The sequence below is a fragment of the Paenibacillus sp. EB106-04-04-XG159 genome (genome assembly GCF_058791835.1).
Genome location: NZ_JBYTDY010000027.1, coordinates 21348 through 41840 on the forward strand (window position 1 = coordinate 21348; position 20493 = coordinate 41840).

Annotated in this window: 22 protein-coding genes and 1 pseudogene; 16 read left to right on the forward strand and 7 right to left on the reverse strand. The window is 46.7% G+C overall.

What is annotated here, in order from left to right:
- Nucleotides 1–111: 111 nt before the first annotated feature.
- The 3 genes from AC3WTP_RS22130 (at nt 112) to AC3WTP_RS22140 (ending at nt 3430) form a co-directional block, all read left to right on the forward strand.
- Complete coding sequence (locus AC3WTP_RS22130) at nt 112–1410, forward strand: serpin family protein (protein ID WP_492396795.1); 1299 nt, start codon at nt 112–114, stop codon at nt 1408–1410.
- Between the two features lie 249 nt (nt 1411–1659).
- A complete protein-coding gene (locus AC3WTP_RS22135) occupies nt 1660–2580 on the forward strand; it encodes an ABC transporter ATP-binding protein (RefSeq protein ID WP_492396796.1) in 921 nt (306 codons plus the stop codon).
- Nucleotides 2573–3430, forward strand: a complete 858-nt coding sequence (locus tag AC3WTP_RS22140) for an ABC transporter permease (protein ID WP_492396797.1) — start codon at nt 2573–2575, stop codon at nt 3428–3430. Before AC3WTP_RS22135 ends, AC3WTP_RS22140 begins: the two co-directional genes overlap by 8 nt.
- Before the next feature lie 118 nt (nt 3431–3548).
- Here AC3WTP_RS22140 and AC3WTP_RS22145 read toward each other — a convergent pair whose 3' ends face one another.
- A complete protein-coding gene (locus AC3WTP_RS22145; RefSeq protein WP_492396798.1) occupies nt 3549–4784 on the reverse strand; it encodes an MFS transporter in 1236 nt (411 codons plus the stop codon).
- Between the two features lie 33 nt (nt 4785–4817).
- Nucleotides 4818–5513 (reverse strand): FadR/GntR family transcriptional regulator, encoded by a 696-nt coding sequence (locus AC3WTP_RS22150; protein ID WP_492396799.1) that lies wholly within the window; start codon nt 5511–5513, stop codon nt 4818–4820.
- Between the two features lie 180 nt (nt 5514–5693).
- Here AC3WTP_RS22150 and AC3WTP_RS22155 point away from each other — a divergent pair, with 180 nt between their 5' ends.
- The 10 genes from AC3WTP_RS22155 (at nt 5694) to AC3WTP_RS22200 (ending at nt 13434) form a co-directional block, all read left to right on the forward strand.
- Nucleotides 5694–7109, forward strand: coding sequence for an FAD-binding oxidoreductase (locus AC3WTP_RS22155; protein ID WP_492396800.1), 1416 nt, complete (start codon nt 5694–5696; stop codon nt 7107–7109).
- A complete protein-coding gene (locus tag AC3WTP_RS22160) occupies nt 7106–8503 on the forward strand; it encodes a (Fe-S)-binding protein (protein ID WP_492396801.1) in 1398 nt (465 codons plus the stop codon). Before AC3WTP_RS22155 ends, AC3WTP_RS22160 begins: the two co-directional genes overlap by 4 nt.
- Nucleotides 8504–8616: 113 nt before the next feature.
- Nucleotides 8617–9258: a PAQR family membrane homeostasis protein TrhA gene (trhA, locus tag AC3WTP_RS22165; protein WP_492396802.1), complete on the forward strand. Its 642-nt coding sequence runs from the start codon at nt 8617–8619 to the stop codon at nt 9256–9258.
- A gap of 225 nt (nt 9259–9483) precedes the next feature.
- Entirely contained in the window at nt 9484–9840 is a 357-nt protein-coding gene (locus AC3WTP_RS22170) for a putative DNA-binding protein (RefSeq protein WP_492396803.1), read from the forward strand.
- Between the two features lie 22 nt (nt 9841–9862).
- Nucleotides 9863–11233: a signal recognition particle protein gene (gene ffh / locus AC3WTP_RS22175; RefSeq protein ID WP_492396804.1), complete on the forward strand. Its 1371-nt coding sequence runs from the start codon at nt 9863–9865 to the stop codon at nt 11231–11233.
- 40 nt (nt 11234–11273) lie between these two features.
- Nucleotides 11274–11546, forward strand: a complete 273-nt coding sequence (gene rpsP / locus AC3WTP_RS22180; protein ID WP_458568287.1) for a 30S ribosomal protein S16 — start codon at nt 11274–11276, stop codon at nt 11544–11546.
- 23 nt (nt 11547–11569) lie between these two features.
- Complete coding sequence (locus tag AC3WTP_RS22185; RefSeq protein ID WP_458568286.1) at nt 11570–11800, forward strand: KH domain-containing protein; 231 nt, start codon at nt 11570–11572, stop codon at nt 11798–11800.
- An 82-nt stretch (nt 11801–11882) separates the two neighbouring features.
- Nucleotides 11883–12401: a ribosome maturation factor RimM gene (rimM, locus tag AC3WTP_RS22190; RefSeq protein WP_492396805.1), complete on the forward strand. Its 519-nt coding sequence runs from the start codon at nt 11883–11885 to the stop codon at nt 12399–12401.
- Nucleotides 12401–13156, forward strand: a complete 756-nt coding sequence (gene trmD / locus AC3WTP_RS22195) for a tRNA (guanosine(37)-N1)-methyltransferase TrmD (protein ID WP_492396806.1) — start codon at nt 12401–12403, stop codon at nt 13154–13156. The genes rimM and trmD overlap by 1 nt, the downstream gene beginning before the upstream one ends.
- A gap of 77 nt (nt 13157–13233) precedes the next feature.
- Nucleotides 13234–13434, forward strand: a complete 201-nt coding sequence (locus tag AC3WTP_RS22200) for a hypothetical protein (RefSeq protein WP_492396807.1) — start codon at nt 13234–13236, stop codon at nt 13432–13434.
- Nucleotides 13435–13907: 473 nt separating this feature from the next.
- On the opposite strand, the gene AC3WTP_RS22205 is transcribed toward AC3WTP_RS22200, so the two are convergent.
- The 5 genes and pseudogenes from AC3WTP_RS22205 to AC3WTP_RS22225 form a co-directional block, all read right to left on the reverse strand.
- Nucleotides 13908–14273 carry a transposase gene (locus tag AC3WTP_RS22205; RefSeq protein WP_492396808.1) on the reverse strand — a complete coding sequence of 122 codons (366 nt, stop codon included), beginning with the start codon at nt 14271–14273 and terminating at the stop codon, nt 13908–13910.
- A complete protein-coding gene (locus AC3WTP_RS22210) occupies nt 14274–14591 on the reverse strand; it encodes a hypothetical protein (RefSeq protein ID WP_492396814.1) in 318 nt (105 codons plus the stop codon).
- Between the two features lie 36 nt (nt 14592–14627).
- Nucleotides 14628–14810: pseudogene (locus tag AC3WTP_RS22215) on the reverse strand (transposase family protein); the annotation flags it as partial.
- Between the two features lie 518 nt (nt 14811–15328).
- Nucleotides 15329–16606 (reverse strand): alpha-L-fucosidase, encoded by a 1278-nt coding sequence (locus tag AC3WTP_RS22220; RefSeq protein WP_492396809.1) that lies wholly within the window; start codon nt 16604–16606, stop codon nt 15329–15331.
- A gap of 164 nt (nt 16607–16770) precedes the next feature.
- Nucleotides 16771–18069, reverse strand: coding sequence for an alpha-glucosidase/alpha-galactosidase (locus AC3WTP_RS22225; RefSeq protein WP_492396810.1), 1299 nt, complete (start codon nt 18067–18069; stop codon nt 16771–16773).
- A 294-nt stretch (nt 18070–18363) separates the two neighbouring features.
- On the opposite strand from AC3WTP_RS22225, the gene rplS reads away from it, so the two are divergent.
- From rplS to ylqF, 3 genes are all read left to right on the forward strand, one after another.
- Nucleotides 18364–18705 carry a 50S ribosomal protein L19 gene (rplS, locus tag AC3WTP_RS22230; RefSeq protein WP_492396811.1) on the forward strand — a complete coding sequence of 114 codons (342 nt, stop codon included), beginning with the start codon at nt 18364–18366 and terminating at the stop codon, nt 18703–18705.
- Between the two features lie 127 nt (nt 18706–18832).
- Nucleotides 18833–19462, forward strand: a complete 630-nt coding sequence (lepB, locus tag AC3WTP_RS22235) for a signal peptidase I (RefSeq protein ID WP_492396813.1) — start codon at nt 18833–18835, stop codon at nt 19460–19462.
- A 40-nt stretch (nt 19463–19502) separates the two neighbouring features.
- Nucleotides 19503–20384, forward strand: a complete 882-nt coding sequence (gene ylqF, locus AC3WTP_RS22240; RefSeq protein WP_492396812.1) for a ribosome biogenesis GTPase YlqF — start codon at nt 19503–19505, stop codon at nt 20382–20384.
- Nucleotides 20385–20493 lie beyond the last annotated feature (109 nt).

The following is a 20493-nucleotide window of genomic DNA, read 5'->3' on the forward strand; positions in this document are numbered from 1 at the left end:
ATCTGTGAGATCTTACACTCGAGCTGAAACATTTAACTTGCTGTGCACGTCTAAATGGAAAATAAAGTGGATAAGTTTCGTCATTTTCAAATTATCCTGGAGGGGAACACGATGTGCGGCTTACGTAAATCCAAATCAGTCTGGTTCATATGGGGAGGCTTAGTCGTTGCGATCACAGCGGCAGTGATCTGGTTGGGCCTATTCCCTCGCCAAGAGAAGAGTTCAGAGCACCATGTACAAGCAGCTAATCTGATGGATCATGTAAATGCGAAGCCATCAAGCTCTGTAAAGCTGGATCAAGCCTTTATACAAGCTACGGCAGACTTTTCTATAGATCTGTTTAGGCATTCAGCGGAGCTGGACAAGAACTCTCTGATCTCACCAGCATCTGTCTATTTGGCGTTAGGCATGACTGCTAATGGAGCTGCAAACCATACCCTTGCGGAAATGGAAGCATTGTTAGGCGGAGGCTCGCTCAAGATTGAAGATTTGAACCGATACTACAGCACACTTGCAAGCGGACTTCGAGAAGCGAAGTCTGGTACTTTTCATATTGCGAATTCCATTTGGTATAAGGATGCTCCCGACCTTCAAGTTATGCCGGCCTTCCTGGAGACGAATGCGACTTATTATGAAGCTGCGGCGTATCTAGCCGACTTCAACAGTGCGCGAACTGTTGATGATATCAACAACTGGGTGAACCATAATACAGATGGGTTGATCGATTCAATTATTGATAAGATTGATACGGATACGGTCATGTACCTATTTAATACGGTGCTGTTCGAACAGGAATGGGCGAATGTATACAACAAGAATGATGTAGGAAAAGGTCCATTTAAGTTAGATGATAAGCGGTCTATCGATGTGGAGTACATGTATTCAGAAGAAAGGGCTTATGTACAAGATGATCGCGCGCAAGGCTTTATCAAGCCTTACAAGGATAACAGATTCAGTTTCGTTGCCATCCTACCAAACGAGGGAATATCACTGGATGAATATGCGGCATCGCTAACTGGCGAGTCATGGCTTCATCTAATCGGAAGTAAGTCCGATGAAATGGTAATAGCCGAGCTGCCGAAGTTCAAATATGAGTACCAAGTAAATCTCGTCGATCCGCTAAAAGAGTTAGGGTTAACCGATGGATTTGATAAGCATCTGGCTGATTTCAGTCGAATGGCTGTATCTTTGAACGGCAATGTGTATATCGGCGATGTGCTGCATAAAACGTACATTCAAGTAGACGAATTGGGGACGAAAGCAGGCGCTGTTACGAAAGTGGAGATGAAGAATGAAAGCGCGGTCGTCGCTAAGTCCATTATGCTGAATCGACCTTTCCTATACACCATTATGGACAATGAGACAGGACTGCCGCTGTTTATGGGCACTGTTGTCAACCCACAGTCATAGTTTGATGCAACGATCCACCGTATAACTTATTTGCTGCTTATACCAATAACCGCTTCGCTGTTCATTCAAATGACGGCAAAGCGGTTATTTTTGTTTGGAGGCAAGCATGTGAAATAATGCTCATTTTTTTGTAGACAGATTATGTAAAGCTAGTTAAGATTTATATGTGTTATTGTTTCCAGTGTTTTGGTGTGACTAGAGATCATGACGAGACTAAATTGGAATTCTGAGTTAGAAAGGTGATGAAGCTTGAACAAGATCATTGAAGTAACTAATTTGAAGAAATCGTATGGTCAAGTAGAAGCGGTAAAGGGGATAGACTTCTACGTGGAGCGAGGCTCGTTATTCGCTTTTCTAGGTCCGAATGGAGCGGGTAAATCAACCACTATTGATATTATTTGTACGCTACTAGAACCTGACAGCGGCTCTGTTGTAATAGATGGACATAAGCTGGGACACGACGACAATCAGATCCGTTCCAAGATCGGAGTTGTATTCCAAGACAGCCTTCTCGACCCGCTGCTGACTGTTACTGAAAATTTACAAGTTAGAGGCGGTTTCTACGGCATATCCAAATTGGATCTTAATACAGCGATACAGCTTGCGCTTGAAGCTGCGGGAGCGACGGAGTTCAAGAACCGTCCTTATGGGAAGCTGTCTGGTGGACAGCGTCGACGTGCCGATATCGCACGAGCGCTTATTAATACGCCGAAGATTCTCTTTCTCGATGAGCCTACTACCGGATTAGATCCGCAAACTCGCAAGAGTGTGTGGGAAACGATTCAGAAGCTTCAGAAGGAAAAGGGAATGACCGTGTTCCTGACCACTCATTACATGGAAGAAGCAGCTAACGCGGACTATGTCACGATCATTGACCACGGCAAGATCTCTGCCCAAGGCACCCCGTATGAATTAAAGGAGCAGTTCAGTGCTGACTATTTGAAAATGATACCCCTAGACAGATATCAGTTGCTTGAAGTACTTCAATCCAATGGCATAAGTTATGGATGTTCAGGTGAGATCGTCTCCATCAAGCTGACGAATACGATGGAAGCCATCGCGATTCTGAATCAATGCGAGCCGTACATATCAAGCTTTGAAGTCACACAAGGCACAATGGATGATGTATTCATCCACATTACGGGAGGGGAGATCAGAGAGCATGCTTAATATCGCGAAGCGTAATTTGAAATTATTTTTCCGAGACAAAACGGCTGTATTCTTCTCCCTACTCGCTGTTTTCATCATCATAGGCTTATACGTACTATTCCTTGGGGATGCGATTGCATCCGGCATGACTGAATTAGGTGAGCATGCTCGCTTTCTCATCGACAGCTGGATTATGGCAGGGCTGCTTGCCGTAACTTCGATAACGACAACGATGGGCGCCTTCGGAGTCATGGTGGAGGATCGCTCCAAGAAGATATTGAAGGATTTTTCGGCTTCGCCTATCAAACGTTCTTCGCTCGCCGGGGGATATATTCTTAGTTCCTATATCGTTGGGGTCATCATCAGTCTCATCGCTCTTGTGCTTGCTGAAGGATACATCAAGATCTATGGCGGCGAATTGCTATCGTTTGCAGCCTTGCTAAAAGTGCTGGGCATCATCCTATTGTCAGTTCTCTCTGGAAGCGCGATGGTTTACTTTCTCGTCTCTTTCTTTAAAAGTCAGAATGCATTCGCGACTGCGAGCTCAGTTGTCGGAACATTAATTGGCTTCATAACCGGTATATATATTCCCATCGGAAATCTGCCTGAGGCTGTACAGTTTATCGTTAAGATCTTCCCTGTGTCTCATGCTGGTTCGCTCTTTAGACAGGTCATGATGGAAGAGCCCATGGCAGCGGCATTTGCCAATGCTCCATCGGACGCTGTTGAACAATTCAATGAGATGATGGGAGTCACCTATTCGTTTGGTGATTATACGACGGGAATGGGCACAAGCATCATCGTGCTGCTCGTTACGACAGTATTGTTCTACGGTCTAGCGATCTATAATCTTTCACGCAAGAGCAAGTGATCATATACTTTGTTCTCCATAGCCTTCTAACGTCTCGGTCGAGAAACTCGAGAAATTCGTGATACGTTAGAGGGTTTTTTATTTTAGGGTTTAAGTAGTGCGTGCAGGCCAAAAGCATTTACACGGAATTGGTTGTATGCTGCTGTTCCTGCTGCAACGAGGTGTGAGAACGACGCAATATAAAGCCTGCTGCCGATGATAGCAGATACAGAGTGCCAGCGACAATATAAACAGCGCGTGCTCCCCATAGATCAGCCACGGTTCCAGCAAATAACACAGAAATACCGAATAAGACGTATGAGATTGTATTCTGCGCGGCAAATACATGGGGCTGATCATCCTGAGGCGTATGCAGCTGAACATAAGTTCGTTGAGCGATGTCGCGGAGCTGATAGAATGGTCCCATCAGCATAACGAGCGCTAACGCTACGAAGGCTTGGACATTTATCGCATACCCGAACACGAGTACACTGACGCCAAAAGAGCCGATGATAATCGTGGTTACGAGGTGAAGATTAATCCATGCCGCAAGCTTGAGCGTGATGATGCCGCCGATGATCGTACCCGCGTAATAAGCTGCATTAATGTATCCCCACCAAGCTTCATTTTGCTGCAGTACCTCCTGCACGAATACGAGTGTAATACCACCGATCCATATGCCACCTGCTACACCTTCTATAAGATCCATCCACGTGATGACGCGAAGTTGGGGATGCTTGAACAAAAAGCCCCATCCAGCCAGCAGGGAACGTGAAGCTTTTTGCTGAACCGAATCTGTCTGAGGCTCTGACAGCTTAAAGATGATTAGGAGTCCAAGCAACAGCAGACCTGTTGCAAGCTGCAGGACAAGTGAATAGCCGAGCTTAGCAACTAGGATGCCGCCAAATGTCCATCCAAGTAGGGACAGCATCTGCATGCTCGTTGACACGAGGCTGTTGGCCTGCACACGCTTATCGACATGGACTAAGCGTGGATAGAGCGCATTAGCGCTAGTAGAGGCGCAGCCTTCCGTATAGCCAATCAACACGATGCCGATGAACGCATAGCCGACATATAGATTCGTCGGCAGGACATAGGATAGCGGAGTAAGAGAGAAGGCAACAGCTGCAGCAACACTACATTGAAGCAGTAGAAATAGACGCGTAATTGCAGTGAGAGGCAGCTTCTTGTACCAGAATGGCAGCGTCAAGCTACTTGCCAGCACGGCGATCGAACGCACGAAGGAGACAGCGCCTGCAAAGGCGGCAGAGCCAGTCATTTGGTAGACTGTTGCGATTAACGTCATCATGTATAAGGAGCCAGCAATGCTAGTAAAGGATTGGCTTGACCACAAAGTATAGAAAGATCGGTTCATTCGTCAGTCTCCTAGCAGATTATTGAAAGATAATTACCTGTTTTGCTCCAATAAGATTTCTACTTTAGTTAGATGCTCAAGCATTGTTCTAGATGCGAGCGATTCATCCTGCTGCAAGATCGCTTCGTAGATCGAGCGATGCTCCTCCAGAAGCAGCAGGGTGGAAGAACGTTCGCCAAACAGCCACATGCGGCGCGTGCTGCCCATGTAGCGCGCACATTCCGTATGAAATGCTTGAAGCATCGGAATTAAGATCTCATTATGGCTTGCGCGTGCCAGATGAATATGAAACATCAGGTCGTCCTGCTGGCTTGCCTGTTCATCATCGAGATGGGCTTCCATTCGACTGAGGCATTCCTCCATATATGCCAAGTCTGCCGCAGTCCGCCTGCGTGCGGCTAAGCTGGCTGAGCCTACCTCGATCATCTTCCGCACCTCAATTAATGAGGTTAGCGAATGCTTATCGGCCAGCCAGCCCTGCAAGACCGATGCAGGTTCATTCGACTGCTCGCGAACGAATGTCCCGCCGCCGTGGCGAATGTCGAGCCAACCCATCGCTTTGAGCGCGCTGAGCGCTTCTCGAATCGTGGAGCGGCCCACTTGATACTGCTTAGCGAGCGCTTCTACAGATGGAAGCCTCTGACCAGGCTTGTACAGACCTTCCTTCATTTGCTCTAGTAAATGATCGGAGACGAGCTCTGCCCCCTTCTTAATCACAATTTTGTTCATGTGACAGCCCCTCTTACTGCAGTTTTTCTTCTTAAATTTGAGGTATACACCTAACTTTATCATAAGGTATAATATGGTAAAAGTCATCAGATGACCTGCTAAATTATTATCGGATCGATCATTAGCGAAATCATTCAGACTGCAATTTGCACGATGAAGAGCAATTGGGGGGAAGGGAACATGTTAGTTCAAGAAGTAAGAAATCAATTATTGGAGCTGTTGGGGCCTGAACGGTATCGAGATGACAAGGAGGCGCTCATCACGCATTCCTATGATGCAACGCCGATGCTTCAATCTTTGCCGGATGCGGTTGTGTATCCGGAAACGACAGCCGAAGTGCAGTACATTCTGCGTGCGGCGAACGAGCATCGGATTCCGATCGTGCCTCGCGGCGCCGCAAGTAATCTGTGCGGAGGCACCGTGCCTGTGGAGGGGGGCATCGTGGTGGCAATGACACGTATGAATAAGCTCCTTGAGCTGGATACGGACAATTTAACCGCAACCTTTCAGCCAGGGTTGAATACGAAGCAGTTCCACCGCGAGGTAGAGAAGCGGGGGTTATTCTATCCTCCTGATCCGAGCAGTATGGTCATCTCGACACTCGGCGGCAACATTATGGAAGGTGCAGGCGGATTGCGAGGCCTGAAATATGGTACTACAAAGGATTATGTACTCGGCTTGGAAGCCGTGCTGCCTTCCGGCGAAGTAATTCGTACTGGCGGCAAGCTGTACAAGGATGTCGCGGGCTATGATCTGACCAAGCTGCTTGTCGGCTCGGAAGGAACGCTTGCGTTAATTACGGAGGCGACGGTGAAGCTACTGCCCGCGCCGCAAGTCAGGCAGACGATGCTGGTCGCCTATTCGGATATATACGCAGCCGCGCGTTCGGTATCTCGTATCGTCGGGGCACGCATCATTCCAGCAACGCTAGAATTCATGGATCAGCCGACGATACGCGTGGTAGAAGAATACAACCATATCGGACTCCCTATCGATATGGAGGCTGTATTGTTGATCGAGCAGGACGGTCAAGAGCTTGACAGTGTCCGCAAGGATATGGAAGCAATCGCCGCGATATGCGCTGAAGAAGGAGCATCCCGCATCCAGACCGCGAAGGATGAAGCTGAAGCAGAACAGCTGATGAAGGCACGGAGAAGCGCATTATCAACGCTCGCGAGAATTAGCCCTACTACGATATTGGAGGATGCGACAGTTCCGCGATCTCGAATAGCGGATATGGTGCTGGCGATCAATCGGATTGCAGAAGAGCACGGCGTTAAGATATGCACGTTCGGACATGCTGGCGATGGCAATCTGCATCCGACATGCCCGACGGATGCTCGTAACACGGATGAAATACACCGTGTGGAAGAAGCATTCGCCGCAATATTTGAGGAAGCAATCCGCCTCGGCGGCACGATAACAGGGGAGCACGGTGTAGGCACAGTCAAGGCACCGTACCTGGAATGGAAGGTTGGAGCGTCTGGAATCGATCTGATGAAAGGGATTAAGCAGGCATTTGATCCGAACGGAATCATGAATCCAAGCAAGATCTTCGCTAAGTCCACCCGCAAAAGGCTGGTGATATCAAGATGAATGAACGGCAGACAGTATCGAAGCCAGATCCTCAGAGCTTATTAACGCTTCAGCAGAAGCTAGTCAAAGCGCTTGATTATGAAGAGCTAATGAATTGCATGCGCTGTGGATTCTGTCAGCCTTCCTGTCCGACCTATCAGCGGACGGGACTAGAGGCGGCTTCACCAAGGGGGCGCATTGCGTTAATGAAGGCTGTGGCGGACGGCATAATGGAGCCGGACGACTCGTTCAAACGGCAGATGAACTTATGTCTTGGATGCCGAGCATGCGAGCCTGTTTGTCCCTCAGATGTGAAGTATGGACAGCTGCTGGAACAGACAAAGGAAGTGCTGTTCGAAGATGAAGCAGCAGCCAGCGATAAAGTCATAACGATGAAGCGGGTGCATCGTATCATGAAGCCGATCTTTAAGCGGCATGAACGTTTGCTCATGATGAGCAAGCTGCTGGAGAGCTATCAGCGCTCAGGACTGCAGCGCTTTGCGGGCAAGCGCAATCTGCTGCGCTGGCTTCCGCCGCAGCTTCAGACGATGGAGCGGATTATGCCGCAGGCGGATAGTCGCGGTGTCGTGAAGAGAGCGGGAGGTCAGCATTTTGCCGCTAAGGGAAAGCGAATCGGCACGGTTGGATTGTTCCGAGGCTGCATCATGGATGTCGTATTTACGGAGACAAATGTAAATACGATGCGTCTGCTGACCGAGGCAGGGTATGATGTTGTCATCCCCGAAGCACAAGCCTGCTGCGGTGCGCTATTCTCGCATGGCGGCGATCAAGAGACCGCCAGAGAATTCGCGATACAGAATCTGATTGCGTTCCGTGATGCGAAGGTCGACTATATTGCTTCGAATGCTGGCGGTTGCGGAGCGATGCTGATCGAATACGATCATTTGTTAGCAGATGATTCGAAATGGGCTGAGATCGCTCAAACATTTGTCGCACAGGTTAAGGACATTAGCGAATTATTGCTTCGTTCCAATCGTTGGAACGAACTGAAGCAAGAAGCAGCAGTATCTTCCGAGGCCGCGCCTGCAGATGAACATCCTTCTGAAACAGTAACCTATCAGGACTCCTGCCATCTTCGCAATGTGATGAAGGCTGGGGCAGGTCCGCGCCAACTGCTGCGCTTGCTGCCTAAGATTCATTATGTTGAGTTGGAGGGTGCGGAAGTATGCTGCGGTTCAGCGGGATCCTATAACTTGCAGCAGCCGCAGATGGCAAATTCGATATTGGATCGTAAGATGGAAGCTGTGAATGAGACGGGAGCGGCTATAATCCTAACGAGCAATCCAGGATGCCTGCTGCAGATGAAGGCTGGAGTGGAGCGGGAGAACGCGCATGATCGGCTGCGCGTCATGCACGTTGTGGATTATTTTGCGGAGAAGGTATTGCAGTCATAAGCACTTCAATAGAATAATCTTATTCACCCCCTTGCTTTCGATTGCATATGATGTAGTCCGTTATATAGGCATGAGCCCATGGATGGAGTCATCACAGCAAGGGGGGAGACACATTGACGGTTAAAGAACAGCTCGCTCGCAATGAAGAACAGATGAATGTCATTACACATGGCTTTGGGGTGCTGCTTAGTCTGGCTGGATTTGCCGCGTTGATTCATGCGGCCTGGAAGCAAGGTGAGGCTTGGTATCTAGCAGGTGCGGTAATTTACGGCTTAACGCTAATTATGATGTTTTCCGTCTCTACAATAATGCACAGCCTCCCTGAAGGTAATCGAAAGATCAAGTTTGTTATTTATGATCACATGTCTATATATATTTTTATCGCAGGCTCCTATACGCCATTTCTGTTGATTGCAGTTGGTGAACGGCACGGTTTGTACTTTCTTGGGTTGATCTGGGGATTCGCAGCGGCAGGGATAATTTATAAAAAATTTTACACAGGGCGGTATATGTGGCTATCTACCTTCGGCTACTTGGTGATGGGTTGGTTTGTAGCCGTTCTCTGGAATGATTTGTCTTCCTCATTAGGGGCTACGGGTTTATATATGCTGCTGGCAGGTGGGGTATGCTATACGGCAGGGATTGTCTTTTTTGTTTGGGAACGATTGCCCTATCATCACGCTATATGGCATCTATTCGTGTTGGCAGGTGCCGCGCTGCACTATGGCTGTGTGTATTTGATCATGACAAATTAGGATAGTTAGTCTAACTAGGTAGAATTAGAAGAGGGGCTATCACCATTCATGGGGTAGCCCCTCAGTAGTTATAACTGAATTGATAAATATTACATAACGGAAGAGAGTAAAATAGATTTAAGAACTTGTTAAGGTAAAACGCTTGACATTGGGAGCTGATTTCGATATGATAAGGTACGTTGATGGGCTGTAAAGTGTTTTTCCTTGACGAAAGGAGTGGCCCTGATGAACGATGATCAAGTGTTAGCGAAGACCAACCGAATCAATTTGCTTTTTGATTTCTATGAACCGTTGCTCACGGAAAAACAGCAGACATTTCTGAAATGTTATTTTCACGATGATTTCTCCTTAGGAGAGATTGCCGCAGAGTTCGGAATCAGCCGACAAGCGGTATATGAGCATATTAAGCGGGCGGAGCAAACATTGGAGTCTTATGAGAATAAACTCGAGCTGCTCGTTAAGTTTGAAGCAAGGACGAAGCTGCTAGAGCAACTGCAGCAGGTTTTCGCGAATACGAGCATACCCGACCCGCAGCGAGCGGAACTGCAGAAGATTGTCCGTGAATTGCAGGCGTTAGATTAAGGGAACGGGGTGAGATGATACTATGGCATTTGAAGGATTAACGAATAGATTACAGAATGTATTCGGCAAATTGCGCGGTAAGGGCAAGGTGTCGGATGAAGATATAAATGAAGCAATGCGCGAGGTGCGCCTCGCACTGCTCGAAGCTGATGTTAACTTTAAAGTCGTCAAAGACTTTATCGCCAAAGTAAAAGAGAAGGCTATCGGCCAGGAAGTGATGAAGAGCTTCACACCAGGCATGGTCATTATCGATATCGTCAACAAGGAACTGACAGAATTGATGGGTGGAACGGCAGCTAAGCTTGAGAAAGCGAACAAGCCGCCTACCGTAATCATGATGGCAGGTCTCCAAGGTGCAGGTAAGACAACTACTTCAGCTAAGCTTGCGAAGCTTCTGCAGAAGCAGAACCATAAACCATTGCTCGTTGCCGCGGACATCTATCGTCCAGCTGCGATCAAGCAGTTGCAAGTTCTGGGAACCCAGATCAATGTTCCGGTTTTCACCCTCGGTGATCAGGCGAATCCAGTTGATATAGCGCAACAAGCAGTTGAGCATGCGCGAGAACAGCATCTCGATTATGTGATTATCGATACTGCCGGCCGTCTTCATATTGATGAGACGCTGATGGAGGAACTGAAGCAGATCCATGCTACAGTTAAGCCAAATGAAGTGCTTCTCGTCGTTGATGCTATGACAGGTCAAGATGCAGTAAACGTAGCAGATAGCTTTAACCAGCAGCTTACATTGACTGGTGTAGTATTGACGAAGCTAGACGGCGATACACGCGGCGGTGCCGCATTGTCCGTCAAAGCTGTCACTGGCTGCCCGATCAAGTTCGCCGCACTCGGCGAGAAGATTGATGCTCTTGAGGCGTTCCATCCAGAACGGATGGCTTCACGAATTCTCGGGATGGGGGACATGCTCTCGCTAATAGAGAAAGCACAGTCCAACATCGATGCGGAGAAGGCTAAGGAAATGGAAATGAAGATGCGCAACGCATCCTTCACATTTGATGATTTCCTAGAGCAGATGCAGCAAGTCAAGCAGATGGGACCAATCGATCAGATCCTAGATATGATCCCAGGTATGAGTAAGGTGAAGCAGACGCAGAACTTGAAGGTCGACGAGCGTCAGATGGGTCGGATTGAAGCAATTGTCCGTTCCATGACGAACGAAGAGCGTCAAGATCCCGATCTGATTAATCATAATCGGCGCAAGCGGATTGCGGCAGGCAGCGGTACTCAGCTGGCTGACGTCAACCGATTGATTAAGCAATTTGACGAGATGCGCCGCGTCATGAAGCAATTTTCTGACATGATGGGTCCAAAAGGACCTAAAATGATGAAGAATATGAAGAGCAAAGCGAAGGGAATGCGTTTCCCGTTTCGTTAATGCTTTACCATTATGATATTTCGTTAAGGAGGTGAATGTCGTGGCAGTACGTATCCGTCTGAAACGTATGGGTGCTCATAAAGCGCCTTTCTATCGTGTAGTTGTAAGTGATTCCCGTTCCCCGCGTGACGGTCGTTTCATCGAGGAAATCGGTTTTTACAATCCGGTAGCTCAGCCTGCACAAGTCAATATCGACGAAGAAAAAGCGTTGAAATGGCTTCAAACAGGTGCACAAGCTTCCGACACGGTTCGCAACTTGCTTAGCCAAGCTGGCGTTATGAAGAAGTTCCATGAATCGAAACTTCAGAAATAAATCACTCGTTCGGAGGGTCGGAGATGGAAGAGTTAGTGTCAGTTATTGCACGGGCTTTGGTCGATCATCCGGAAGAGGTCCGTGTAGAAGTTGTCGAGAAAGAGCAAGTTATTGTCTATGAGCTCTACGTTCACCCCGACGATGTCGGTAAAGTGATTGGAAAGCAAGGTAGAATTGCTAAGGCGCTTCGCACGGTTGTCACATCGGCAGCCGTCAAGATTCCGAAACGGATTGTCGTAGACATTGTTTCTTAATAAGTCGAACTGGGGTTAGGATCATATCCTAGCCCTTTTTCATATACTAATGCTTGTGATCATGAACAAATTGGAGGCAGTTATGACGGAGAAGTTATATACCGTTGGCATGGTAGCCAACACGCATGGTATTCGCGGTGAGCTCAAGGTTGTTTCGCACACTGATTTTCCTGAAGAGAGATTTTCGCCGAAGTGCAGCCTATTTATGCAGCATCCGAACAACGGACAGACCATCTCAGTAACAGTGGAACGTTCTCGATTACATAAGAATGTATACATGGTGAAGTTTGTTGGTTTGGACAACATTAATGATGTTGAGAAATATAAAGGCTGGTTCCTTAAAGTTTCAGAAAATGACCGTGATCAGTTGGAAGAGGATGAGTATTACTACAGTGACATCATTGGATGCCAAGTAGTGACAGATGATGGAGAAGAGCTTGGCGTTATCAAAGAAATTTTAGCGCCTGGAGCTAACCATGTATGGGTCGTGAAACGTCCTAAAGGACAAGATGTCTTGCTGCCGGTCATAGATGAAGTTATCTTGAAAGTGGACGTAGCAAGCAAGCTGGTAACGGTTCATCTGATGGAGGGTCTGATCTAATGCGGATTGATGTGCTTACGCTGTTCCCTGAGATGTGTGAAGGTGTATTCAATACGAGCATAATGGGACGCGCAAGGGAAAAAGGTTTGGTGGATCTTGAAGCAACGAATTTCCGCCAGTTCTCTACTAACAAGCACAATACGGTTGATGACTATCCGTATGGCGGTGGTGGAGGTATGGTACTTAAGCCAGAGCCGATCTTCACGGCAGTTGAGCATCTGCATGCGAAGTCAGAATCTGCCCGTTCACCGCGAGTAATTTTAATGTGTCCGCAAGGTGAGACTTTCACGCAGTCGAAGGCAGAGGAGCTCGCAGGGGAAGAGCATCTAATCTTTGTATGCGGACATTATGAAGGCTACGATGAACGCATTCGTGAGCATCTTGTAACAGACGAGCTATCCATAGGCGATTATGTCCTGACGGGCGGCGAGCTTCCTGCACTGGTTATTGCTGATGCGGTCGTACGGCTGCTGCCTGGTGTGCTGGGCAATGAATCTTCCGCTGTTACAGATTCATTCAGTACGGGGCTGCTGGAGTATCCGCATTATACTCGTCCAGCAGAATTTCGCGGATGGAGTGTTCCGGATGTGCTTATATCTGGGCACCATGCTAATGTTGATCGCTGGCGGCGTGAACAATCCTTACGCCGTACGTTCACGCGTCGACCAGATCTGCTGGAGAAGATAGAGCTTACGAAGGAAGATCTTAAGATGCTGGATCGATTGCGCAAGGAACTTGAGCAGGAGCAGCAGTAGACGAACGTGTCACTTGCGGCTGCAAGCTGACACGAGAGTGATTGCTTATTTCGCTGCAAGCAATGGAGGGGAAAACCATGCAAGAGCAGATGTCATACCGAGCTCAAGTGGAGCAAGCGCTTCAATCTTCGAATGCCGCAACTGGAGCGCTGCTTACTGAGCTCCTCGAGGAAGTAGAGCGACTGAGTCTGGAAAATAATCGACTGCGGCAATCAGTAGTTAAATATTCGCGTAAGTCTTCTATGTCGAGTAAGCTGAAGGATGCGCTGTATGAATAAAGGGATGGTCTTATAAGTCATAGTTATTGTTATATGACGAAGGGGCACTCCCTTTTTTTATTGTTTCTGCTTGCTGCAGATACGCATGACGTATACGACATGTGGGTCCGCGAGAGCGTTCGGCCATTATCCCAATGACTCAGGAAAGGACAAGCTGGATGTAGTACTGCTCAGAGGGGGATTGGGTGGTTGTTCGGTATGGGACAGGATGAATAATATAAGATTTTTGCGAATGAGAAGTATATGTTAGAAAGAGTATTTGACCATTATCCCCGTAGCTCAGGTACTGGAAATGGGTTGTTTCCGATGAACTAACAATCAAAACTGATTGTATTAAAGAATATAAAGTAATGATCATGCACAGAACCGTGAATGGCATTTCAAGAAACGCAGCCATCCAAGATAAGCGAACTTAATGCATCTACTATGCAAGTTAAGGACGATACCTCATGACCTTACATATGAACATGAAATTATGCAGCTGGATTCGAATAGAATTGTGGGTGGTTTCTAACATGTGAAGTGTAATTCGCAAACATACACATGCTCACTAAGCGTTCATAGGTGGAAACAGGATAATTGCGTGCATTGTAGCGAAAACAGAACTCATCCAAGTAGCGCTGTAAGTATTTCTGTCCTATCCCATGAAATGTATTAATCATCCATCTGCGGGCTTGTTGAAATACATCTTTCAGGTGTCGAAATCGCAGTGTTCGGTATGGGTGTGGGATTATCTCAATGTAAGAAGGATCTGAGCTGGTGTGAAGATCAATGAACTGGTTGCTAGCTATAGGGCGCAATGTTCGATCGCGAAGATGCTGTCGATTAACACGTTTCATCTAAAGGGCGACGATTTGTTCATCCATTGTAATGGATGCAGCCACGATTAGTGGATGTTCATAAGGAAGAAGCTCCAACGTTGAACGGAAAGTAGGCTTGCAATGGTATTCAACAATACCCTGTACGTTACCTTCCAAAGGAGAATCCAGATCGACTGCACTAATGACAGATCGGATCTTGTGAAGAATAGACCAAGCGGTCTTGTAAGTAACTTGAATAATGGAGCTGAGTTGGACTGCGTTAATGGACAGATCGTGTCGAGTGATTAACCATATTGCCAAAATCCATTTGTATAATGAAGTGCGGCTATTTTCCATGATTGTGTCTGTTGTAAGAGAGGTTTGGTGATGACAGGAACCGCATTCATATAGTGGAAGCCGACGAGTACGGATTACATAATGGTGAGAATTATGGCAGCGGGGACACTTAAAACCGTGCGGCCATTTCATATTATACAAATAATTAATACAAACTTGTTCGTCTGCAAAATATTGAGATAATTCCTCGAGTGAACTCCAATCATTTCGAAATTCCATAAACAACTATCCCCTTTGATACAAAATAGCGAATGTATGTTCTTGTTTATGGTGTAATTATAACAAACATATGTTCTAATTTCAACTATTTTATGTTAATTTATCAATTGTTTATTACTATGTAGGACAATAAGCAACACATGAGATGCAATAACCTGAGCAGTGGGGAGAATGGTTAAATGTGATGTAAAGGCATAGGACTGGTGAATGTCATGAGCTAGATAAAAAATCTGGGAAGTGATAGCAACCTGAGTGGTTGGGATAATGGTGAAATGTGATGTAAAAGGTATATGATAGGTGATTGTCGCGAACTTGGTGAAGATATAGGAAAGTGAATTTTGCCTGAGTTAAGTGGAGGATGGCAGGACATTTATAGAAGGAGTATGGTTAGGTTGAGTCTTGAATAAGTAATGGGTGGTATCGAGGATAAAATGAAATCGAAATCTGAGACTGGGGTGAGAGGCTAGCACCAAACGCTTAGAATATGTGTAAGGGGCTAACCTCTTAATCTCTAATCTCTAATCCTGTATACGATCGAATTCAACAACTGTATCAATATCGCACGGAAGCTGAGGTGATGGGATATTGATGAACAAGTAGCCCTTGAAGGCCTCGCCATTCCAAGGGGTCTGGATGTTTACTTCGGAACCGTCTGCTAATAAGCGCGCATTCCGTACTCGTCCATCTAATGCTTCTAAGGCAATAGGTCCAATGCCGCGATCTAAGATATGTGCATACAGCTTGTTACCGTTCTGTGTATAACGGCCCCATTCCGGCTTCGGTAAATCCGCAGCGCCACAGCCATATATACTATCGTTATTGCGGCGCATCCACTTGCCGACTTCGTCAAGGATCTCGAGCGATCGAAGCGGAATTTCACCCTTAGCATCTGGACCTACATTTAGCAGCAGGTTACCATTTTTACTTACACATTCTACAAGTCCACGAATGACTGTTTTCGAGTTCTTATATTGTTGATCGTAGGCATGGTATCCCCAATGTTGATTTAATGTTATACATGCTTCCCAAGGAATCGGTTCGCCTGCTTCGTTCACTATGCCTTTTGGAGGAAGAATTTGTTCAGGTGAGGCGAAGTCTCCTGCGTAAATCTCAGGCTCAGCGGCATATATGTTGCCGCCTAGACGGTTGTCGATGATGATGTTTGGCTGCAGATCTCGAATCATTTGAATAAGCTGTGTAGCCTTCCATTTTTCACCCGTCATGTCGTTGTAAGAGAAGTCGAACCACAAGATGTCAATTGTACCGTAGTTCGTAAGCAGCTCCTTTACTTGTCCGTGCATATATTCCAGGTAGCGATTGAAGTCCATCTCTTTATTTTTGAACGCTTCATTGGAACGCATAGGATGCTGTCGATCGCCGTATGCTGGATAGTCAGGATGATGCCAATCGATAATAGAGTAATAGAAACCAACCTTTAGACCTTCCCCACGGAAGGCGTCTACATATTCACGAATAAGATCACGACCTGCCGGGGTGTTTGTTGCCTTGTAATCAGTTAGAGCACTGTCAAATAAACAGAAGCCATCGTGGTGCTTGGTTGTCATAACCGCATACTTCATGCCTGCTGCTTTAGCGGCTTTGGCCCATGCTCTTGGGTTGTAGCGATCAGGGTTGAAGGAATTGAAATAAGGCTCGTAATCTTCTACAGTCAATCTCTCTGTGCTGCGAACCCATTCGCCGCGTGCAGGGATAGCATATAGCCCCCAATGGATAAACATGCCGAAGCGATCCTCTGTAAACCATTGCATGCGTTCTTGTTTGGACTTGATCAACATAGATACCTCCTCAGATGAAATAGAATAGTTTGCTGTGATAGTAATGAGCATATGGTTGAATCTCAGCTGCTATACATAAATCTCATGAAGTTGGAGCTTACCTTCATAGTAAAAGCCCTCAACGAAATGTTCGCTGAGGGCAAGGAATGAGTAGATTCAATTCATCAGCTAAACTTAGGAAGCCAATCACCATGTGCTTCGATAAGATCGTCACACAGGCTTACGATATCGTCCAAGCTAAGCTCTGCCGATGTATGTGGATCAAGCATTGCGGCATGATAAATATGTTCACGCTTTTGCGTCATCGCAGCTTCAATCGTCAGCAGTTGTGTATTGATGTTGGTGCGGTTAAGCGCCGCCAATTGAGGCGGGAGATTTCCAACATGGGTAGCGTGGACGCCGCTCCGATTAGCAAAGCAGGATACCTCTACGCATGCCTCTTGTGGCAAGTTCGTAATCAAGCCAGTATTCATCACATTGCCGCCGAACTGGTACGGTTCGTCTGTTTCGATCGCATGGAAGATGCGCGAAGCGTACTCGCCTGAGCGCTCGTGAGACAGTTCCACATCGTTGACGAGTGATTCACGCAGTTCTTTCCAATGTTGAATCTGATAGATGCATCGTCTAGGATATTCATCCAATGGAATGTTAAGCTGATCGATCAGCTCAGGATATCGCTGTTTAATGAAGTAAGGGTGGTATTCAGCATTATGTTCAGATGATTCCGTTACATAGTAGCCGAACTTGAACATCAGCTCATAACGAACCATGTCATGATGTTTAGTTTGCTGCTTCTCAAGGGCACGACGCTTGATCTCAGGATAGAGATCCACACCGTCTTTTGTGACTTCCAACAGCCACGCCATATGATTAATTCCAGCAATCTTAGCTTTCACACCTGTTGAATCCATTCCTAAATGATAGAATAAATTAGGGACACAGGCTTGAACACTATGGCAAAGACCTACTGTCTCGACTCCTCCATATGTATTCATCACATTGGTGAGCACAGCCATCGGATTCGTGTAATTCAGGAACAGCGCGTTCGGACATACCTCTCGAATGTCTTTCGCAAAATCCAGCATAGCTGGTATCGTCCGCAAGTTGCGGAAAATGCCTCCGATGCCGACTGTGTCGGCGATGGTCTGACGAAGTCCGTATTTCTTCGGAATCTCAAAATCGGTAATTGTGCATGGATCATATCCACCAACCTGAATGGAGTTGACAACATATTTTGCGCCTCGCAGCGCTTCTTTTCGATCTGTATAGCTCTTTACTTTGCATGTGCTGCCAACGGTTTTGCAAATGTTACTAATAATGGTTTCAGAATCCTTAAGACGGACAGGGTCGATATCATACAAAGCAAGCTCGAATCCTTGCAAGGATGGGGTTAACATGCAGTCACCTAGAATGTTCCTAGCGAATACGGTGCTGCCTGCTCCTAAAATCGTTATTTTACTCAACTGCTTTCACCTCTTCAGCGGATATGGTTACACTTTCAATGTAAATCATTCACAGTCAACTAGATATGCGAAAAATAATGAAGAATATGTATTTTTGTAGTTTGGGTTAAAGATAGATACGAAGTGTTGAAAAGGAATCGGGTTTCATTATTAAATACGAGTTGTGTTCTGGTTTATTATATGATAGAATAACTTCTGTTGTGTTGAATACGGCGGTCCTCTACATACTGTGACGAGCAAGCCAAGATGCTGCTCTGAGATGTAAGAACGTCTGTGAGGAAGGAGGAGTCATAGATGAATATCGTACAAGCGATCACGCAAGAGCAACTCCGCAAGGATCTGCCGAGCTTCCGTCCTGGTGATACTTTGAAAGTACACGTAAAAGTTATCGAGGGTACACGCGAGCGCGTTCAGTTGTTTGAAGGTGTTGTTATTAAGCGTCGTGGCGGCGGTATCAGTGAAACGTTTACTGTTCGCAAAATTTCCTACGGTGTAGGTGTTGAGCGTACATTCCCAATTCACTCGCCGAAAATCGAGAAAATCGAAGTGGCTCGCCGTGGTAAAGTGCGTCGTGCGAAGCTTTATTATCTTCGCAACCTACGCGGTAAAGCAGCGAGAATCAAAGAAATCCGCTAACGGAACATCGAGGGGGCTTGCATATCGCGCAAGCTCTCTTTTTGCTATATAGCCGAAAATGCGTTACGCTAATAGCATGAAATCGATATCCGATTCGCATCCTATGAAGAAGGCGGGGCACGGTATGATGGAGCAAGAGAATCAAGTAAAACAACCGAGTGCAGCTGAACCAACCGGTACTGTACCGCGTAAAACAAATGAGTTACTCGAATGGGTCAAAGCTATTGCAGTTGCAGTTGTACTGGTCGTCCTCGTGCGCTGGCTGCTATTTGCACCATTTATCGTAGACGGCCCATCAATGGAGCCTAATTTTTGGACGGATGAACGTCTGATCGTCAACAAAATCATATATGATTTCCGTGATCCCGAGCCCGGTGAGGTAGTTGTATTCCACGTTCCGGAGCAAGACCGCGATCTAATTAAGCGGGTAATTGCGGTGCCTGGCGATACCGTTGAGTACAAAGGTGATGACCTTTACGTTAATGGAAGCAAGGTGGAGGAGCCCTACATACAAGAAGCGATAGATGAGGCTCATAAGAACGGAACCTTGTACAACGACCAGGATGGTCGTGATTTTCCAAACGAAATAATTACAGAAAACAAAGTACCAGAAGGTCACATTTTCGTGATGGGCGATCATCGTAACAACAGTACGGACAGCCGACTGCTCGGATTTATTCCTCTTGAAGACGTGATTGGTCGAGCGGATGTAATCTTCTGGCCGCTTCAAAATATACAATTCGTTAATCATGAATAGATAAAGAAGCGTCGCACAGCATAGAAGGAGGTGGATCGCGATGTCGATTCAATGGTTCCCGGGACACATGACAAGGGCACGCAGACAGATCCAGGAAAAGTTGAAGCTTATCGATGTAGCGATCGAGCTCTTGGATGCTCGACTGCCGATGTCAAGCCGGAACCCTATGATCTCTGAGATATTAGGGGATAAGCCGAGATTGATCATTATGAATAAAGCAGATCTAGCAGACCCAGAGATGACGAATCGCTGGATGCAAATATTCCGCGCAGAAGGACATGCTGTACTGCCTGTTGATGCCTCTACAGGCACGAATGTACAGCAGATTCCAGGAGAAGCTCGCAAGCTGCTAGAGGAGAAGATCGCTCGCCAGATCGCAAAAGGTATGAAGCCACGAGCTATTCGAGCATTGATCGTTGGCATTCCGAATGTCGGAAAATCAACGTTAATCAATAAGCTTGCAGGTCGTCAAGTTGCTGCAACCGGCGATAAGCCAGGCGTTACCAAAGGCCAGCAATGGATCCGTGTTGGACAGGAGATGGAGCTTCTGGACACACCTGGAATCTTGTGGCCTAAATTTGAGGATCAAATGGTAGGATACCGACTCGCGACAACCGGCGCGATTAAGGATCAATTGTTGAACGTCGAAGACATCGCATTTTATGCGATTAAGTATATGACGAAGCACTATAGCGAGCGAATGAAGGAACGCTTCGAGCTTGAAGAGCTTCCGCAAGTGGACAGCGAGGATCCGAATGAAGTAGTCGCCGTGATGGAAGAGATCGGGCGTAAGCGCGGATGTCTTGTCAGCGGAGGACGCGTGGATCTGGAGAAAGCATCAGGTATTATCCTACGTGAGCTCCGTGCCGGCAAAATGGGTAGAATTACGCTGGAAACACCGGAAGAATGCGGAGTGTCTTAACAGAATCACAATAATCATATAGCCGTTTCACTCTGATATGCTCCCATCATAGTAGACAGTAGATAAAACAAAAACTTCTACTGCTACAATGATGGGAGTTTTTCTGATG

Coding starts and splice junctions, on each gene's coding strand:
- AC3WTP_RS22130 (WP_492396795.1), top strand. CDS start 112: ATGTGCGGCTTACGTAAATCCAAATCAGTCTGGTTCATATGGGGAGGC.
- AC3WTP_RS22140 (WP_492396797.1), top strand. CDS start 2,573: ATGCTTAATATCGCGAAGCGTAATTTGAAATTATTTTTCCGAGACAAA.
- AC3WTP_RS22145 (WP_492396798.1), bottom strand. CDS start 4,784: ATGAACCGATCTTTCTATACTTTGTGGTCAAGCCAATCCTTTACTAGC.
- AC3WTP_RS22150 (WP_492396799.1), bottom strand. CDS start 5,513: ATGAACAAAATTGTGATTAAGAAGGGGGCAGAGCTCGTCTCCGATCAT.
- AC3WTP_RS22155 (WP_492396800.1), top strand. CDS start 5,694: ATGTTAGTTCAAGAAGTAAGAAATCAATTATTGGAGCTGTTGGGGCCT.
- AC3WTP_RS22160 (WP_492396801.1), top strand. CDS start 7,106: ATGAATGAACGGCAGACAGTATCGAAGCCAGATCCTCAGAGCTTATTA.
- AC3WTP_RS22170 (WP_492396803.1), top strand. CDS start 9,484: ATGAACGATGATCAAGTGTTAGCGAAGACCAACCGAATCAATTTGCTT.
- ffh (WP_492396804.1), top strand. CDS start 9,863: ATGGCATTTGAAGGATTAACGAATAGATTACAGAATGTATTCGGCAAA.
- AC3WTP_RS22185 (WP_458568286.1), top strand. CDS start 11,570: ATGGAAGAGTTAGTGTCAGTTATTGCACGGGCTTTGGTCGATCATCCG.
- rimM (WP_492396805.1), top strand. CDS start 11,883: ATGACGGAGAAGTTATATACCGTTGGCATGGTAGCCAACACGCATGGT.
- trmD (WP_492396806.1), top strand. CDS start 12,401: ATGCGGATTGATGTGCTTACGCTGTTCCCTGAGATGTGTGAAGGTGTA.
- AC3WTP_RS22200 (WP_492396807.1), top strand. CDS start 13,234: ATGCAAGAGCAGATGTCATACCGAGCTCAAGTGGAGCAAGCGCTTCAA.
- AC3WTP_RS22205 (WP_492396808.1), bottom strand. CDS start 14,273: ATGAAACGTGTTAATCGACAGCATCTTCGCGATCGAACATTGCGCCCT.
- AC3WTP_RS22210 (WP_492396814.1), bottom strand. CDS start 14,591: ATGGAAAATAGCCGCACTTCATTATACAAATGGATTTTGGCAATATGG.
- AC3WTP_RS22220 (WP_492396809.1), bottom strand. CDS start 16,606: ATGTTGATCAAGTCCAAACAAGAACGCATGCAATGGTTTACAGAGGAT.
- rplS (WP_492396811.1), top strand. CDS start 18,364: ATGAATATCGTACAAGCGATCACGCAAGAGCAACTCCGCAAGGATCTG.
- lepB (WP_492396813.1), top strand. CDS start 18,833: ATGGAGCAAGAGAATCAAGTAAAACAACCGAGTGCAGCTGAACCAACC.
- ylqF (WP_492396812.1), top strand. CDS start 19,503: ATGTCGATTCAATGGTTCCCGGGACACATGACAAGGGCACGCAGACAG.